This window comes from Enterovibrio norvegicus DSM 15893, from assembly GCF_900115495.1.
In the GTDB taxonomy this organism is placed as follows: Bacteria; Pseudomonadota; Gammaproteobacteria; order Enterobacterales; family Vibrionaceae; genus Enterovibrio; species Enterovibrio norvegicus.
Genome location: NZ_FOWR01000015.1, coordinates 1 through 16,564, shown reverse-complemented (window position 1 = coordinate 16,564; position 16,564 = coordinate 1). Strand labels below are relative to the sequence as shown.

The following is a 16,564-nucleotide window of genomic DNA, read 5'->3' as shown; positions in this document are numbered from 1 at the left end:
CATTCATTGCCTCAACCTGAATATCATTGTCGCCCTGCATCACATGTATGGGTCGACTCAACTCAACGTTGATGCTAAGGGATCGATAAAATAGCATGACTTGATATACGGTTTACTGAAGGGCGGAACACCAGGGAGAGATGTTTACAACCACATTGAATGGCATTACCTTGCTTAATCGCCTCAAGGATTGTCTCAACATCTTCCGTAAATTGTGGTGCGCGTAGTTGATACTGTTTGATGAGGTTTTCAGCAAAAGAGAGGGCAGGCGTTGCGATCAGTACTAACGAATTTATACATGCCGTTTGCGCGACGAGCAATGCAATGAGCCCACCTTTACTATGCCCAATAAGAATAAATGTCCTAAAGCCGTATTCAGCTGAAAGTGTTTGAATGATGAAGTGTACATCTTTCACATACGTATCAATGGTTAGATCTGACTCTAATCGTGCTGGGAAATATGATCTAGCCACACCTCTTTTATCGAATCGAAAACTGGCGTATTCGTGCTACAGAAGGCTGGTGGATATCTTTTCTAACCTGTCATTTTGCAAATCCGCTTGATTACCGTTTCTATCGGTTGGGCCCGACCCCGCAATAATGATCGACACAGCACTGTTGAAAGCTTGTTCATGAATGACAAGCGTCCCTGATATCAATACACCACCTACGTCTATTTCGACGTTTGATCCCTTCATTGTTCAACCTCCCTGATACGCGGATACAGAAATGTTTCACGTGGAACACGTGATCATGGGTCTCGCTTTGTCTTACTGTTAATCTAACCGAGGTTCATGGCCTCACTTTTTCAAATTGCATTTTCATCGAGATAGCCGGTTTAACGTTCACGAAGCTATGGCTCTGCCAATGTCCAGTTACTCGGCTGAACGTCAAATGAGGTGAGGATATTTCTGTTCGAATCCACCAACAGTGACTTGTCACTATATTAACGTTGTTCAGGGAAGTGAGCGTAGCTAGGTGAACTGAGAACAATGTCGAATAGATGCCAGTAGGAATATTGCGATTGATAAAAAAACGCTGAGGCGAGGGGATGGTCGAAATAAAAGCCAGTTAATGAATAACTGGCTTCGAAATAGTTAGATGCTTTTGCTCAACGTTTCACGTGAAACATTATTTCTCGCCATACGCTTTCGCGACTTCTTCAGCGAGTATTTCGATCCCTTTTTGGATCTTCTCATCATCTTGAACATAGTTCATTCGCAAGCACTGACGTGTATGTTCCCACTCGCTGTCTGAGCCAATAAAGAAGTACTCACCTGGAACAATGAGCAATCCTCTTGCTTTCAGGCGTTGGTATAGTTCTTTGGTGGTAATGGGAAGTTCATCGAACCAAAGCCAAAGAAATATAGCGCCTTCAGGTTTGTGAATTTTAAAACGAGGATCTGGAATGGCACTTTGAAGTAGTTCTACACTTCGTAGTGCTTTCTGTTGATAAAAAGGCTTTATGACGTTTTCGCTCAAACGGAGTAAGTCCCCATTATTCAGCATTTGGTTGGCAATGGCCGGGCCTACACCGCACGGGGACAAACTCACGATGCCGTTGATGTTAGTGAGGGCTGAAATGGTTTCTTCTGCAGCTACAATGATGCCGCAACGAACGCCAGGTAAACCTAATTTAGATAGGCTAGAACAGAGAATCGTATTTTCATTCCAGAAGGGTTTGACGTCTTCAAAGATGATATTAGGGAAGGGCACGCCGTAAGCGTTGTCGATGATAAGTGGAATATTGTGCTTACGTGCCAACACGTCGAGTTGGGCTATTTCGTTATCTGTTAAAACATTGCCAGTAGGGTTTGTTGGTCTGGAAGCACAGATGGCGCTGACTGACTCATCAATCTCTAATGTTGAAAAATCGACGTGGTATTTAAACTGACGGTTTTCCAAATACTCAATGGTAGGTTTAAAGCTAACAAACATATCGGGTGACAAACCTGAGTCTGCATATCCAATGTATTCTGGTGTGAGCGGAAGAAGCACTTTCTTAAAACTGCCATCGTCGTAGTGTCCTGCAAAGAGATTAAACAGATAGAAGAATGCACATTGGCTGCCGTTGGTCAGCATGATGTTCTTGCTCGTGATCGGCCAACCATAGGTGTCGCTGAGCATGGTTGCAAGTGATTCAATGAACGCAGTTTTACCTTGTGGGCCATCATAGTTTGATAGTGCGGCAACCAAGGTTCCATCATCTAGCATTTGTTGGCTAAGTGCAGTGAAGTGATTTGTCATTTCAGGGATGGCTGCTGGGTTCCCACCACCAAGCATAATGGCATCTGGGTTTCTTAAGCCGTCATTCAAATCATCCATCAATTGGGTGATGCCAGAGTGTTGGGAAAATTTCGTCCCAAATTTAGAAAACTGCATACGTGCGAGACCTTAATCCTTTATTTATTGTTCGTCGCGATCCATCAAACATACCGCAAACATTGTTCAAATTGAACGCAGATTTCAGGCTTTTTCTGAGAAGCTTAGAATTCAGATTTACGTATAACGCTTTATTGTTTTTCAGGAGTAAAAGATAACGTAAGAATGATGTTTCACGTGGAACAATTATCCTGGGAAGCAAGAAGCAGACAAAAAAAAGCCCCGCAATGATGCGAGGCTCTTTCTTCGTTTCTACGTTTATTTCTGAAGCAGAGAAATATCTGCAACGTTCATAAACTGGCCACGAAGGGTATTCAGCAATGCGAGACGGTTAGCCTTTAGGGCTTCATCTTCCGCCATGACCATGACGTTATCAAAGAAGCTGTCTACTGGCTCACGAAGGTCAGCAAGTTGCGTCAGTGCGGTCTGGTAATCGCCAGCCGCAAATAGCGGTGCAAGGCTTTCAACCAAAGACGTCACTTTGTCTGCCAATGCTTTCTCTGCGTCTTCAACCAGAAGGCTCGCATCGATGGCTGCCGGTAGTTGGCCTTCGAATTTCGCCAGGATATTACCCACACGTTTGTTCGCGGCTGCCAGCGATTCTGCAGCGTCTAGTGAGCGGAAATGAGTCACCGCCTTAACACGCTGATCGAAGTCTGCTGGTTGAGTAGGGCGACGAGCAAGAACTGCTTGGATAACGTCTACACTGTGGCCTTCGTCTTGATACCAAGCACGGAAGCGACCCAGCATGAATTCAATAACATCAGTCTCAACGTTGTCGTTAGTCAGACGGCTGGTGCCATCTTCTAGCGCAAACAGTGATTTTGCTTTGGCAACAAGGTCAACCAAATCCAAATCATAACCGTATTCAACGATGATACGAAGCACACCCAAAGATGCACGACGAAGCGCGAACGGGTCAGAGCCTTTTGGTGCTTGGCCAATGCCGAAGATACCGACGATTGTATCAAGCTTGTCAGCCATCGACAGAGCAGATGAAACACCATTGCTAGGCAAATCATCGCCAGCAAAACGTGGCATGTATTGCTCGTTTAGCGCGACCGCAACTTCTTCAGCTTCACCATCGTGGCGAGCATAGTGCATGCCCATCACACCTTGGGTGTCTGTGAATTCAAAAACCATGGAGGTCATCAAATCACATTTCGCAAGTAGGCCTGCACGTTTCGCGTTATCAACGTCAGTACCAATCTTGTCAGCAATGTAGCCAGCAAGCTCGGTGATACGATCTGTTTTGTCTTTGATGGTGCCCAATTGTTTCTGGAAAATCGCCGTTTCCAATTGTGGCAAACGATCAATCAATGGACGCTTACGGTCGGTGTTGAAGAAGAATTCCGCATCCGCAAGGCGAGGGCGTACAACCTTCTCGTTACCTTCGATAACGTGGCGTGGCTCTTTTGATTCGATGTTTGAAACGAAGATGAAGTTAGGCAGAAGCTGCTTGTCTTCGCTGTAAACAGGGAAGTACTTCTGATCACCTTTCATGGTGTAAACCAGCGCTTCAGCAGGCACCTTCAAGAATTCTTCTTCGAAGGTAGCGGTAAGTACCACTGGCCATTCAACCAAAGAGGTGACTTCTTCTACCAAGTCATCTTCTAGATCTGCGATACCGCCAACCAGCTCTGCCGCTTTCTTCGCATCCGCGAGAATGATGGCTTTACGCGCTTCGTAATCCGCCATGACTTTACCGCGCTCTTCCAAGATTGCTGGATACTGATCGGCGTTGTCGATGGTAAATTCGGGTTCACCCATAAAGCGGTGACCACGGATAGTGCGTGCAGATGCCACGCCCATAATGGTGCCTTCAATAAGGTCTTCACCCATCAGGATGGTCAGGGTTTTTACTGGGCGGATGAATTGGGTGTCTTTATCTCCCCAACGCATTGGCTTCGCGATAGGTAGATTAGCCAGTGCTTTATCTGCCAGTGAAACAATGATTTCTTTCGCGTCTTGGCCTTTGACTTCTTGTTTAAACAGAAGCCATTCGCCTTTGTCTGTTGCGATACGGTCGGCTTGTTCAACGGTAATACCGTTACCACGTGCCCAGCCTTGTGCCGCTTTGGTTGGGTTACCGTCAGCATCAAATGCCACAGAGACCGCTGGTCCGCGCTTCTCGACCAGCTTGTCAGCTTGCTGCTCATCCAGCGATGCAACTTTCAGTGCAAGGCGGCGAGGGGTCGCGTACCACGTAATACCTTCGTGCGTTAGCTCTGCGTCTTTCAATTCTTTTTCAAAGTTCGCAGCGAACGCTTCAGCAAGGGTACGAAGTTGCGTTGGTGGCAGTTCTTCTGTACCTAGCTCAATCAGGAAATTCTTTGCCATCTTACTTCTCCTCATCCTTTTTACACATTGGGAAGCCAAGTGCTTCACGTGATGCGTAGTACGCTTCTGCAACTGACTTTGTCAGGTTACGAATGCGAAGGATGTAGCGTTGACGCTCAGTCACAGAGATTGCCTTACGTGCATCCAATAGGTTGAATGCATGGCCTGCTTTTAGAATGCGCTCATACGCTGGAAGAGACAGTGGCTTTTCAAGTTCAAGAAGGTGCTTACACTCTTTCTCGCACTGATCAAAGTACGCAAACAAGAAATCTACATCTGCGTGTTCAAAGTTGTAGGTCGATTGCTCAACTTCGTTCTGGTGGAAGATATCGCCGTACGTGACTTTGCCGAACGGGCCATCGGTCCATACCAAGTCATAAACAGAGTCTACCGCTTGAATGTACATCGCAAGACGTTCGATACCGTAAGTGATTTCGCCGGTAACCGGCTTACACTCAAGTCCACCTACTTGCTGGAAGTAAGTAAACTGCGTCACTTCCATGCCATTTAGCCAAACTTCCCAGCCAAGACCCCAAGCACCCAATGTTGGGTTTTCCCAGTTGTCTTCTACGAAGCGAATATCATGCACTTCTGGGTCGATACCAAGAACACGTAGCGAACCCAAGTACAGTTCCTGAATGTTGTCAGGAGATGGCTTCATGATGGTCTGGAACTGATAGTAGTGTTGTAGACGGTTAGGGTTTTCACCGTAACGGCCATCAGTCGGGCGACGTGAAGGTTGAACGTATGCGGCTGCAATTGGCTCGGGGCCGATTGCTCGCAGACACGTCATTGGGTGAGAGGTGCCTGCACCTACTTCCATGTCGAGTGGTTGCACGATGGTGCAACCTTGTTGGGCCCAGTAATCCTGCAGCGCGAGGATCATGCCCTGAAAAGTTTTAACGTCGAATTTTTGCATCGTCAGGTTCGCGCGATTAGTGAATGAAAAATAACACGCGATTATAACGCGCTAGGCTTGGGATAAGTAGCGTTGATGGCGGTTTTTTGTCCGTTGAACATGAGACAAGCGATGTTTGTCGGAACTCTTGAATTGAGACTATTGAGTCTGTGCCACAGATAATCGTAGAATGCAGGTCGTTTTTGGGGAGTAGTCTCTCGCGCCAGCGAGGTCATTATCAACATAGTTGAAGCCACATGCTTCATGGTAATGACGACTTACATTGTGAGTTTGACGAGACCAATGACACATCACATGAACCGGCGGGGCATGGGATCTGTCGTTGTTGTCGAATCAATCACCCGCCCTGGAAAACAATAATGAGCATACTTGTCGTCTCTATCACGACCGTCGCCTTGGCGGAAATCGGTGATAAAACTCAACTCTTGTCCTTGCTGTTAGCAAGTCGATATCGCAAACCCGTACCTATCATTCTGGCCATCTTTTTCGCGACGTTATTGAATCATGCGTTAGCCGCTTGGTTGGGTGTGGTGGTCGCAGACTATCTTTCTCCCGAGATTTTAAATTGGGTATTGTTGCTGAGCTTTATTGCGATGGCGTGCTGGATACTTATCCCCGATAAGTTTGACGAAGAGTCTGAATCAAAACACGGGCCGTTTGTGGCGAGCTTTATTGCGTTTTTCGTTGCTGAGATAGGGGATAAGACGCAAGTGGCAACCACCATGCTAGGCGCGCAATATCATGATGCATTGTGGGTGGTGATCATCGGCACAACGATAGGCATGTTGTTGGCCAATGTGCCTGTGGTGTTGTTTGGTAAGAAAGCAGCGAATGCGTTGCCTTTGGACACCATGAGGTACATAACTGCGACAGTATTTTTGGTTCTTGCTGTGGTAGTGCTACTGAAACTGTAATGTCATATTCAGACGTATAAATGTGTGATTATCTCGACACTCCCGATGCGAACTTCATGGTAGCGTGAGGGGAGTTAGGTTGATGTAAGGAGCACGTTATGGAGCGGTTTCTCGCGATCAGTCCACGTAGTCAACTGTGGTTGTTTCACACGGCGTTAGCACTCAATATTTTGGGTATGATGCTTACCGATATGTGGGTACTCATGGTGGTTGGCGCAATAGTAACCACTTACTTATCTATCGATGCGCTTATTCGTGTTCGGTATATCTTGCCGCTGAAAAAAACGTTGCAGGAACTAGAGCGTGAAAATGCAGTGTTGCGTAAGAAGATAAGTGATGTTGAGCAGTCGTCAGCGTTTGAGTATTGAATAATAAAAAAGGCAGCCTAAGCTGCCTTTTCTTGTTTTGCCTGCTGCATAAATTGTGTGAACCGTAGCGCTGTTCACACACCTTTGCGGATCAGGTAGCGATATGGCGCTGATTCTGATTCTTGTGCGACGAGCGTATGATCCATAAACCGACAAAAGCTTGGAATGTCGCGCGTCGTCGATGGGTCATCGGCAACAATTAACAACGATTCGCCTTCTTTCATGTTACGGATTGTTTTTCTCACCATCATTACAGGCTCAGGACAACGCAGGCCTTCAGCGTCTAAATAATGATCCGGTTTTTCAAATTCTGAACTCATATTCTTTCGTCGCATAAAAAAACGTCGACCTGATCATACTTATGACGACAAAATATTCAACAGGGCTTGGAATTGTAAAATATATGTGTAGTTTAATTAACAAGCTGTTAACGATTGTGTTGTGAACCCCTAAGCAGACAGACTTCTCCTTCTGTCGCGATACGGATAATAGGTTGGTTCAGCAGCTAAGCTACTCACTCATCGATACACTCACACCCAGTTTCTTGGGCTTCCCCGCTATATGCGGGATTTTTTTTATCTAAAATTTAGTTATCTCAGTCGTGCCAGACGCATCAGCATAATGGCCGCGCTTGAGTATAATGGCCGCACCTTACCTTGTTTGAGCTATCTATGGAACTTGAAGATATTTATCGCCGTGATCTCAACTTGCTCATCGCGTTGCGGGTATTGCTAGAAGAAGGCAGTGTCAGTAAGGCCGCGGTGCGGTTAAGTTTGAGTCAATCGGCGATGAGTCGCGTGCTGGGTCGTCTTCGCCGTTTAACGGGTGACCCGTTATTCACACGCCATGGTCAGCAGTTGATTCCAACGCAACGTGCGCTGGAACTCAATACTTCACTGACAGCCCCTTTGGATTCACTTCGGACAATTCTTTCACCCGAGGAGTTTGACCCTACAAATTGCGATCAGTTGTTCAAGATAGCGACGACGGATTATGCCATGCAAACGATCTTGCCGTTTGCCCTGCCACGTATTTACGAAGAAGCGCCGAATGTGTCGCTTGAGTTTGCGCCGCTGCAACACGATCAATTATTACGACAGTTAGCATCGGAAGGGTGCGACATGGCGATCTGTCGATCGACAGGTGCTGTTTACCCGTTAGAGTCCGACAAACTTGGCTTGGTCAGTGTGTTTTGCCTATTAGCGAAGCATCATCCATTGGCGGATGAAACCTTAACATTAGACGATTATCTGTCTTATCCGCATGCAGTGATAGCCATCAGTGATGGTGTGAAAACCCTGATTGATGATGCGTTGAGAGGGTACCCAAAACCAAAATTGGCGTTGCGCGCTTATCATTTAGAAGCGGCGCTCGCGATGGTGGACTCGATTCCTTTGATCATTACTGTCCCTGCTGATCTCGCCTATTTAGTGGCTGAGAAATACGATTTAGTGATTAAGCCGCTACCGTTTGATTTTAAGCCATTTGATTATTCACTCATTTGGCACCCTCGCACCGAGCATTCAGCGGCGCAAGTATGGCTGCGTAATTTGATCAAAGAAGAGTGTGGCCGACTGATAGCGAGCCGAACCAAAGACATGGGATTGGTGTAGCGACCTTGCGGACAGCAGCGTAGTTGCTCAGGGCAGATCAAAAAACAGAGCGCAAGGCTCCGTTTTTTATTGGGCGATGACTTGGCTTATAGCTTGATCAACACGCGACCTTTAATTTGACCGTTAGTGATGGCTTCAGCAGCATCTGCAACTTCTTCAAGACTGATTTCAGAACAACCGTGCTCGAAGTAGCTTGCCGGTAGAAGTTCTGAAATACGTTTCCACGCTTTTTGGCGGCGTTCAAACGGGGCATAAACTGAATCCACACCCAGAAGTTTCACACCGCGTAGGATGAAAGGCATCACGGTGGTTGGTAGGTCAAAACCGCCAGCCAAACCACATGCTGCAACAGCACCGTCGTAATCTGTTTGTGCTAAAACGCGTGCCAGCATTTTGCTACCGACGGTATCAACTGCGCCCGCCCACAATTGTTTCTCGAGTGGACGACCTGCATCATCAAACTCGCTGCGCTCAACAATGCGTGACGCACCAAGTTCTTTAAGCCACTCACCGTTTTCGCTCGCACGACCTGTCACAGCAACCACTTGGTAACCCAGTGTTGAAAGAAGTGTAATGGCAACAGAGCCTACGCCGCCACATGCGCCAGTGACCAGGATTTCACCTTTCTCTGGAGTAATGCCAGCATCTTGCAATGCTTGCACACACAGCATCGCTGTTAGGCCTGCTGTACCAATTTTCATGGCTTGAGCGCCATTGAGTGCTTCCGGAAGTGGAACAAGCCAGTCAGCTTTCAAGCGCGCTTTTTGTGCCATGCCACCCCAGTGACCTTCGCCGACACCCCAGCCAGTTAATACCACTTTCTGACCTGCGGTATAACGCTCATCAGAAGATTCAACCACGGTGCCGGTAAGATCGATACCAGGAACCATTGGGAAATCACGAACGATACGGCCTTTGCCAGTAATCGCTAAACCATCTTTGTAATTCAATGATGAGTAATCAACATCAATCAATACATCGCCTTCTGGTAATTGGCTGATTTCCAATTCTTGGATGCTTGAGGTGGTGATTTTGTCTGCTTGATCCAGCACGAGAGCTTTGAACATGCCGTATTCTCCGGAAAGGGCAAAAAATGATGCTTAGAGTGTAGAACCAAATTCGCCATGAAAATAATGAATCTAATTCATTTTACCTATGCGCTAAAAGCATAGATGGTTTTATTTCGGATACTTAGGCGCAATGTTATGTGGTTAGATGATGGTATTTGGTCAACGTGACGTGAATTTTTGTGGGGTTGTTCGGTTTTGAAACACATGTTGAGCGGGTTGTCGTGTGGTTATCAAAAGAAAAAGCCAGACGTAGTATGCGTCCGGCTTTTCGATTGCGCGTATTGTTAGTTATTCAACACGTTCAAAGACGGTTGCGATACCTTGACCAAGCCCGATACACATGGTTGCAAGACCAAATTCAACATCGTTCGCTTCCATCAAGTTAATGAGCGTTGTTGAAATTCGCGCACCAGAACAACCCAATGGGTGACCCAGTGCAATCGCGCCGCCATTGAGATTAACTTTCTCGTCAACCTTATCGAGCAAACCGAGGTCTTTGGCACACGGCAGTGATTGCGCAGCAAAGGCTTCATTCAACTCAACCATGCCAATATCATCAATGCTTAAACCTGCACGTTTAAGAGCTTTTTGACTCGCAGGTACTGGACCGTATCCCATGATGGAAGGATCGCAGCCTGCCACAGCCATTGAGCGGATGCGTGCACGAATGGGTAAACCTAGCGCTTTGGCTTTGTCTTCGCTCATGACCAGCATGGCTGCGGCACCGTCAGACAAGGCTGAAGATGTTCCCGCGGTGACTGTACCGTTTACTGGGTCGAACACGGGGCGTAATCCTGCCAAGCCTTCAACGGTCGTTTCGGGACGAATCACTTCATCGTTTTCGAGTAAGATCAGTCCGCCTTTGTCATCATGACCTTCTGTCGGCATGATTTCATTTTTAAAGCGACCTTCAACGGTTGCAGCGTAAGCACGTTGATGCGAGCGTGCCGCAAACGCATCTTGTTGTTCGCGGCTAATACCGTGAATACGACCCAGCATTTCAGCGGTAAGTCCCATCATGCCAGCAGCCTTCGCCACAGACTTTGACAGACCTGGATGAAAATCCACGCCATGCGTCATTGGTACGTGGCCCATGTGTTCCACACCACCAATCAAACAAACCTCAGCATCGCCTATCATGATGGCGCGACTAGCGTCATGCAGGGCTTGCATGGATGAACCACAAAGGCGGTTAACGGTGGTCGCTGCCACTGAGTGCGGAATACCCGCAAGCAGCGAGGCGTTGCGCGCGACGTTGAAACCTTGCTCTAGGGTTTGTTGCACACAACCCCAGTAAATATCTTCAATGTCTGTTGGATCGAGCTGTGGGTTTCGGGCCAGCAAAGATTGCATCAAGTGCGCAGACAAGTCTTCCGCACGGACATTTCGATACGCGCCAGCTTTGGAGCGTCCCATTGGGGTTCGAATGCAATCGACAATCACTACGTTGTTCATTATGTTTCCCTCTTATTCTTAATCCGTGTGGTTAGGCAGACTGTCGTTGGGCATCGAAGTACCCTTCGCCTTTGGCTGCTTTATCGCGCAGACCTTGCGGGACGTGGTAAACCGCGCCGAGGTCAGCAAGCTTGTCAGCCATTTCTACATAATTCGCCAATCCGATAGTGTCGAGATAGCGGAAAACGCCACCACGGAAAGGAGGGAAACCAAGACCATATACCAGCGCCATGTCCGCTTCTTGCGGCGTAGCGATGATGCCTTCTTCTAAACAGCGCACCACTTCGTTGATCATCGGTACCATCATTCGGTTGATGGTATCGCTATCACTGAATTCTGTGCTGTTGCCAACAACCGGTGCCAACAATGCTTCCGCATCGGCATCTACGTCTTTCTTCGGCTTACCTTTGCGGTCGATGGAGTAGCGGTAGAAGCCAGAACCATTTTTCTGACCGAAGCGTTCATTTTCAAACATGACATCAACGCCATCTTTGTAGTCTTTTGCCATGCGCTCTGGGAAACCTTCCGCCATCACGGCTTGTGCATGGTGCGCGGTATCGATACCCACCACATCCAGCAGGTAAGCCGGGCCCATTGGCCAGCCGAATTTCTTCTCCATGATTTTGTCGACAGCTTTGAAGTCTGCACCATCGCGCAGTAACAAGCTAAAGCCAGCAAAGTAAGGGAAAAGGACACGGTTAACGAAAAAACCTGGGCAGTCGTTAACGACCACGGGGCTTTTGCCCATTTTGGCGGCGTAAGCCACAACGCGAGACACCGTTTCGTCGGAGGTGTCTTTACCGCGAATCACTTCCACCAATGGCATGCGGTGCACAGGGTTGAAGAAGTGCATACCACAGAAGTTCTCTGGGCGTTTGAGGGATTTCGCCAGCAAGTCGATAGGGATGGTGGATGTGTTCGATGCGAGCACTGCATCTTCACTGATCATGTCTTCTACTTCACTGAGCACAGCAGCTTTGATTTTCGGGTTCTCAACCACGGCTTCAACAATCACGTCAGCTTGTTCAATACCTGCGTAATGAAGGCTAGGGGTGATGGATGCCAAAATATCTGCCATTTTTAAGCCGTTGATTCGACCACGCTCTAATTGCTTATTTAGCAACTTGGAGGCTTCTTTCATCCCCGTTTCTAGAGATGCCTGACTGATGTCTTTCATCAGTACTGGCACGCCTCTGCTGGCTGATTGGTAGGCAATACCGCCACCCATGATGCCAGCACCTAATACGGATGCACGTTCTGTCGCTTTACCGGCTTTAGCCGCTTTCTTTGCTTCTGCTTTTAAGTATTGGTCATTGAGGAAGATGCCGACCAAGGCTTGGGTCACTTCGTTTTTCGCGAGCTTAACGAAATGCTTGTTTTCAACCACAAGTGCGTCGTCACGGCCGCTTCGCGCTGCTTCTTCAATAGAGATAACGGCGGTCATTGGCGCGGGATAGTGTGGGCCTGCAACACGAGCAACCATGCCTTTTGCCATGGTGAAGCTCATGGTGGCTTCCATCTTGTTCAGTTGCAGTGGCGCTTTTTTCTGTGCGCGACGTGATTGCCAATCAAGCTTTCCTTCAACGGCTTGTGTCGCCAGTTGAATTGCGGCATCACGAAGGTCATCCGGTGCAGTTACTGCATCAACCAAACCGAGTTTCAGTGCGGCTGGGGCTTTGCTTTCTTTACCCGCGGTGATGAGTTCCATCGCGGTATCAGCCCCTAATAGGCGAGGCATACGAACTGTGCCGCCAAACCCTGGCATGATGCCCAGTTTCGTTTCTGGCAAACCAATGCGTGCCGTGGAATCTGCAATACGGAAATCTGTCGCTAAGATACACTCACAGCCACCGCCTAATGCATACCCAGTGATCACTGATATGGTCGGGAAGGGCAGATCTTCAAGCTTGTTGAAGATGTTGTTCGCGTGAGTGACCCATTCTGAGAGCTCATTTTCGGGTTTGGCAAACAAACCTAAAAACTCAGTGATGTCGGCACCGACAACAAAGGCGCTTTTTGCAGAGGTAAGAAGCAGGGCTTTTACGTCTGTCTCTTTTGCTAATGCGTCTAAGGCTTCGTTGAGGCTTTCCAGCGTTGCAAGGTCAAATTTGTTAACAGAACCTGGTGCGTCGAGGTTGAGTTCCGCAAGGCCATTTTCCAAATAGCGTACGGACAGCGTGTCACCTTGGTAAATCATGTTCTATCTCCGTATTGCCAGCTCTATGTCTGGTTATTGGTTTACCGTAAATAGGATTAGTCTGGTAAGACCAGTTAATTCAGTCTGAACGTCACCGATCAATAAAGCAACCAAAATGTTAAACGATTGTTTAAATCAAGTGTTTGATCTGTGTCTCAACGCGTTGGAGACATTGTGAAACCCGTAAACGCGGTTAGCCGTGAAAAGGTGTTACTGTGTTAACATCCCGCGCCTTTTATATGATAGGTCTATGTAATGAATATCACCCCTTATCTGATCCCTGCCGATGCAGTGGTGTCAGAAGAGGAAATAAAGAAGAGTCGCTTTATTACCTACTTAGCTCATACGCCGGGCGTTGAAAGCGCAAAAGCGTTTGTTGCAGATATCAAAGCGCGACACGTCAATGCCCGCCATAATTGCTGGGCATTTGTGGCTGGGCGTCCTGATGATTCGAAGTCCTTGGGGCTTTAGTGACGATGGAGAACCTTCAGGTACGGCGGGGAAACCAATCCTTGCTCAGCTCACAGGTTCAGGTGTTGGTGAGATAACCGCAGTGGTTACTCGCTACTATGGTGGTATTCGATTGGGAACGGGTGGCTTGGTTAAAGCCTATGGCGGAGGGGTTCAACAAGCGCTGACAAAACTTGCAACAAACGAAAAGGCAATTACGGTCCAGTTCACACTAAGCTGTGAATACCCTCACATTGCCTTGATTGAATCCATCTTGGCGTCTCACAACGCGGTTCAGGTTAATACTGAATTCAGCCATAATGTGTTGATGACAGTGGAAGTGGATGCACGGAGTGCCGACCAGATCGCCAGTGAGATATTCAATCGCACACGGGGTCAGGTAAGTGCTACCGGGCTAGATAATAAATCATGATTCAGGCTAACCCCTGGATACAAGGAATGCGCCGTCTCAGGCTATGCAGTTTCGTTCAATAATTCGAATTGTCGGGTTACTCCTGGCACTATTTAGTATCACCATGCTGGCGCCAGCAGTGGTGGCATTTATCTATCGAGACGGTGAGGGTTTCCCTTTCGTTCTCACCTTCTTCCTCCTACTTGCTGGTGGCGGCATGTTGTGGTTTCCGAACCGCCGCTATCGCCATGAGCTCAAAGCCAGAGATGGCTTCCTTATTGTTGTGTTGTTTTGGACGGTTATCGGTAGCGCGGGGTCAATCCCGTTCATGCTCTCCGAACAACCTTCCATGTCAGTGACTGATGCCTTTTTCGAATCCTTTTCTGGGCTGACAACGACAGGTGCAACAGTCATGGTAGGTCTTGATGACTTACCTAAAGCGGTGTTGTTCTATCGCCAGCTTCTGCAGTGGTTCGGCGGTATGGGTATCATTGTATTGGCCGTGGCGATTTTGCCCGTGCTGGGTATCGGTGGTATGCAGCTGTATCGCGCTGAGATCCCAGGGCCAGTGAAAGACAGCAAGATGACACCAAGGATTGCGGAAACCGCAAAAGCGCTGTGGTACATCTACCTGGCGTTGACCTTGTCATGTGCATTCGCCTACTGGCTGGCTGGCATGAGCGTCTTTGATGCGATCAGTCATAGCTTTTCTACCGTCGCTATTGGGGGGTTCTCAACTCACGATGCGAGTATCGGTTATTTCAATAGCTCGGCGATTAACTTCATCACGGTCTTTTTCCTCTTTATATCTGCTTGTAACTTTTCACTGCACTTTGCTGCGTTTTCGAGTGGCAAGTTACACCCTGGGTACTATTTTAAAGATCCCGAATTTCGCGCGTTTATTGTGATTCAGCTGATTTTGCTTTCTATCGTTTTCTGGATGCTGTTAAGCCACAGTACCTACGATTCTGAGTTTGAAGCCTTTAACCAAGCCATTTTCCAAACCGTTTCGATCAGTACAACGGCTGGCTATACCACGACAGGGTTTTCTGAGTGGCCCCTGTTCTTGCCTGTGCTTTTGCTTTTCTCTTCATTTATAGGAGGGTGTGCGGGTTCAACTGGTGGTGGGATGAAGGTGATCCGAATCTTGTTACTTTCCCTACAAGGCTCTCGTGAATTAAAACGTTTGGTTCACCCAAGGGCGGTTTACACCATCAAAGTTGGGAATAAGGCATTGCCTCAGCAGGTCGTTGATGCAGTATGGGGATTCTTCTCAGCATATGCGTTAGTCTTTGTTCTATGTATGTTGGCGTTAATCGCAACAGGTCTTGATGAGTTGAGTGCATTCTCTGCAGTCACCGCAACGCTTAATAACTTAGGCCCTGGCTTAGGAGAGGTTGCTGTGCACTTTGGTGATATTAATGACAGTGCGAAATGGGTGTTGATTGTTTCTATGCTTTTCGGACGTTTAGAAGTGTTCACCTTGTTGGTGTTGTTCACCCCGACCTTCTGGCGCAGTTAGTCAGTAAACGCCTTTTAGCTATATAAGGATAACTCGTGAAAAAAGCGCTTCTACTTCACTCTAGCCGTGAAGGGCAAACCATCAAAATCCTTCGTTATATAGAGAAGGAGTTGGCTGATACTCATCAGTGCGAGCTGGTGGATCTCCATGAGACCCCAGATATCGACGTTACACAGTATGACAAAGTCATGATTGGTGCATCAATTCGCTATGGTCATCTTAATAAGAAGCTCTATAAGTTCATTGATAAGCACCTTTCTGAATTGGACAAAGCAAAGACGGCGTTCTTCTGTGTGAACTTAACCGCGAGAAAGCCAGAGAAGGACACGCCAGAAACCAGTGTTTATATGAAGAAGTTCTTAACGCTGTCTCCGTGGCAGCCTAAGTTACTTGATGTGTTTGCCGGTGCACTCTATTACCCTAGGTATAAATTCTTCGACAGAGTAATGATTCAGTTCATTATGAAGATGACTGGGGGAGAAACAGACCCTACAAAAGAAATTGAGTACACCAACTGGGCCCGAGTAAAGCTACTTTCAGAGCGATTTGGCTCGCTTTAACATCACATTGATTGAAAAATGGCCGAACAGGCCATTTTTCATGAAAAACCGCGCAAAACCCCTTGCCAAGATCTGAACCGTCCCTATAATGCGACCTCACTGACACGGCGACCTACTCCACACGGAACTGGCCCCCGAATCAGTACGGCGAAACGGCTTCAAAATGGATTGAAAATAAACGCTTGACGTTAACGACTCAATCAGTAGAATGCCCGCCTGCTTCAACGGAAAAGCCCAGTGCTTATCTCGGTTGAAGGAAGTCAACAAGACGTTTTGGATGCGGTGAACACCACGCTGAAAAATCTCAAAATTTCTTCTTGACTTCATCGCCTGGCAGCGTAGAATTCGCAGCCCTGACGATG

At 47.6% G+C, this 16,564-nt stretch carries 13 protein-coding genes, 2 pseudogenes and 1 riboswitch; of the genes and pseudogenes, 6 read left to right on the top strand and 9 right to left on the bottom strand.

The window, feature by feature from the left end; all coding sequences use genetic code 11:
- Positions 1 to 74: 74 nt before the first annotated feature.
- From BM082_RS11170 to glyQ, 5 genes and pseudogenes are all read right to left on the bottom strand, one after another.
- A pseudogene (locus tag BM082_RS11170) lies at positions 75 to 494 on the bottom strand (alpha/beta hydrolase); the annotation flags it as partial.
- A gap of 15 nt (positions 495 to 509) precedes the next feature.
- Positions 510 to 698, bottom strand: coding sequence for a hypothetical protein (locus tag BM082_RS11165; RefSeq protein WP_017014568.1), 189 nt, complete (start codon positions 696 to 698; stop codon positions 510 to 512).
- A gap of 433 nt (positions 699 to 1,131) precedes the next feature.
- Positions 1,132 to 2,382, bottom strand: coding sequence for a valine--pyruvate transaminase (locus BM082_RS11160; RefSeq protein ID WP_017014569.1), 1,251 nt, complete (start codon positions 2,380 to 2,382; stop codon positions 1,132 to 1,134).
- A gap of 258 nt (positions 2,383 to 2,640) precedes the next feature.
- Positions 2,641 to 4,722, bottom strand: coding sequence for a glycine--tRNA ligase subunit beta (glyS, locus tag BM082_RS11155; RefSeq protein WP_074926947.1), 2,082 nt, complete (start codon positions 4,720 to 4,722; stop codon positions 2,641 to 2,643).
- 1 nt (position 4,723) lies between these two features.
- Positions 4,724 to 5,641 (bottom strand): glycine--tRNA ligase subunit alpha, encoded by a 918-nt coding sequence (gene glyQ, locus BM082_RS11150; RefSeq protein WP_017010570.1) that lies wholly within the window; start codon positions 5,639 to 5,641, stop codon positions 4,724 to 4,726.
- 172 nt (positions 5,642 to 5,813) lie between these two features.
- Positions 5,814 to 5,913, top strand: a riboswitch (yybP-ykoY riboswitch).
- 87 nt (positions 5,914 to 6,000) lie between these two features.
- On the opposite strand from glyQ, the gene BM082_RS11145 reads away from it, so the two are divergent.
- Together BM082_RS11145 and BM082_RS11140 are read left to right on the top strand one after the other, a co-directional pair.
- Complete coding sequence (locus tag BM082_RS11145) at positions 6,001 to 6,555, top strand: TMEM165/GDT1 family protein (RefSeq protein ID WP_074926945.1); 555 nt, start codon at positions 6,001 to 6,003, stop codon at positions 6,553 to 6,555.
- Between the two features lie 98 nt (positions 6,556 to 6,653).
- Positions 6,654 to 6,923 (top strand): hypothetical protein, encoded by a 270-nt coding sequence (locus tag BM082_RS11140; protein ID WP_074926944.1) that lies wholly within the window; start codon positions 6,654 to 6,656, stop codon positions 6,921 to 6,923.
- A 74-nt stretch (positions 6,924 to 6,997) separates the two neighbouring features.
- Here BM082_RS11140 and tusA read toward each other — a convergent pair whose 3' ends face one another.
- Positions 6,998 to 7,243, bottom strand: a complete 246-nt coding sequence (gene tusA / locus BM082_RS11135) for a sulfurtransferase TusA (protein WP_017010567.1) — start codon at positions 7,241 to 7,243, stop codon at positions 6,998 to 7,000.
- 351 nt (positions 7,244 to 7,594) lie between these two features.
- Between tusA and BM082_RS11130 the strand changes: the two genes are divergently transcribed.
- Positions 7,595 to 8,536, top strand: coding sequence for a LysR family transcriptional regulator (locus BM082_RS11130; RefSeq protein ID WP_074926942.1), 942 nt, complete (start codon positions 7,595 to 7,597; stop codon positions 8,534 to 8,536).
- An 86-nt stretch (positions 8,537 to 8,622) separates the two neighbouring features.
- Here BM082_RS11130 and acuI read toward each other — a convergent pair whose 3' ends face one another.
- From acuI to fadB, 3 genes are all read right to left on the bottom strand, one after another.
- Entirely contained in the window at positions 8,623 to 9,603 is a 981-nt protein-coding gene (gene acuI, locus BM082_RS11125; RefSeq protein ID WP_074926940.1) for an acrylyl-CoA reductase (NADPH), read from the bottom strand.
- Positions 9,604 to 9,894: 291 nt separating this feature from the next.
- Complete coding sequence (gene fadA, locus BM082_RS11120; RefSeq protein ID WP_017010564.1) at positions 9,895 to 11,061, bottom strand: acetyl-CoA C-acyltransferase FadA; 1,167 nt, start codon at positions 11,059 to 11,061, stop codon at positions 9,895 to 9,897.
- A 31-nt stretch (positions 11,062 to 11,092) separates the two neighbouring features.
- Positions 11,093 to 13,258, bottom strand: coding sequence for a fatty acid oxidation complex subunit alpha FadB (gene fadB / locus BM082_RS11115; RefSeq protein ID WP_017014629.1), 2,166 nt, complete (start codon positions 13,256 to 13,258; stop codon positions 11,093 to 11,095).
- 255 nt (positions 13,259 to 13,513) lie between these two features.
- On the opposite strand from fadB, the pseudogene BM082_RS11110 reads away from it, so the two are divergent.
- The 3 genes and pseudogenes from BM082_RS11110 (at position 13,514) to hemG (ending at position 16,202) form a co-directional block, all read left to right on the top strand.
- A pseudogene (locus BM082_RS11110) lies at positions 13,514 to 14,141 on the top strand (YigZ family protein).
- A 43-nt stretch (positions 14,142 to 14,184) separates the two neighbouring features.
- A complete protein-coding gene (locus tag BM082_RS11105; RefSeq protein WP_017010561.1) occupies positions 14,185 to 15,642 on the top strand; it encodes a TrkH family potassium uptake protein in 1,458 nt (485 codons plus the stop codon).
- A 35-nt stretch (positions 15,643 to 15,677) separates the two neighbouring features.
- A complete protein-coding gene (gene hemG / locus BM082_RS11100) occupies positions 15,678 to 16,202 on the top strand; it encodes a menaquinone-dependent protoporphyrinogen IX dehydrogenase (protein WP_017010560.1) in 525 nt (174 codons plus the stop codon).
- Positions 16,203 to 16,564 lie beyond the last annotated feature (362 nt).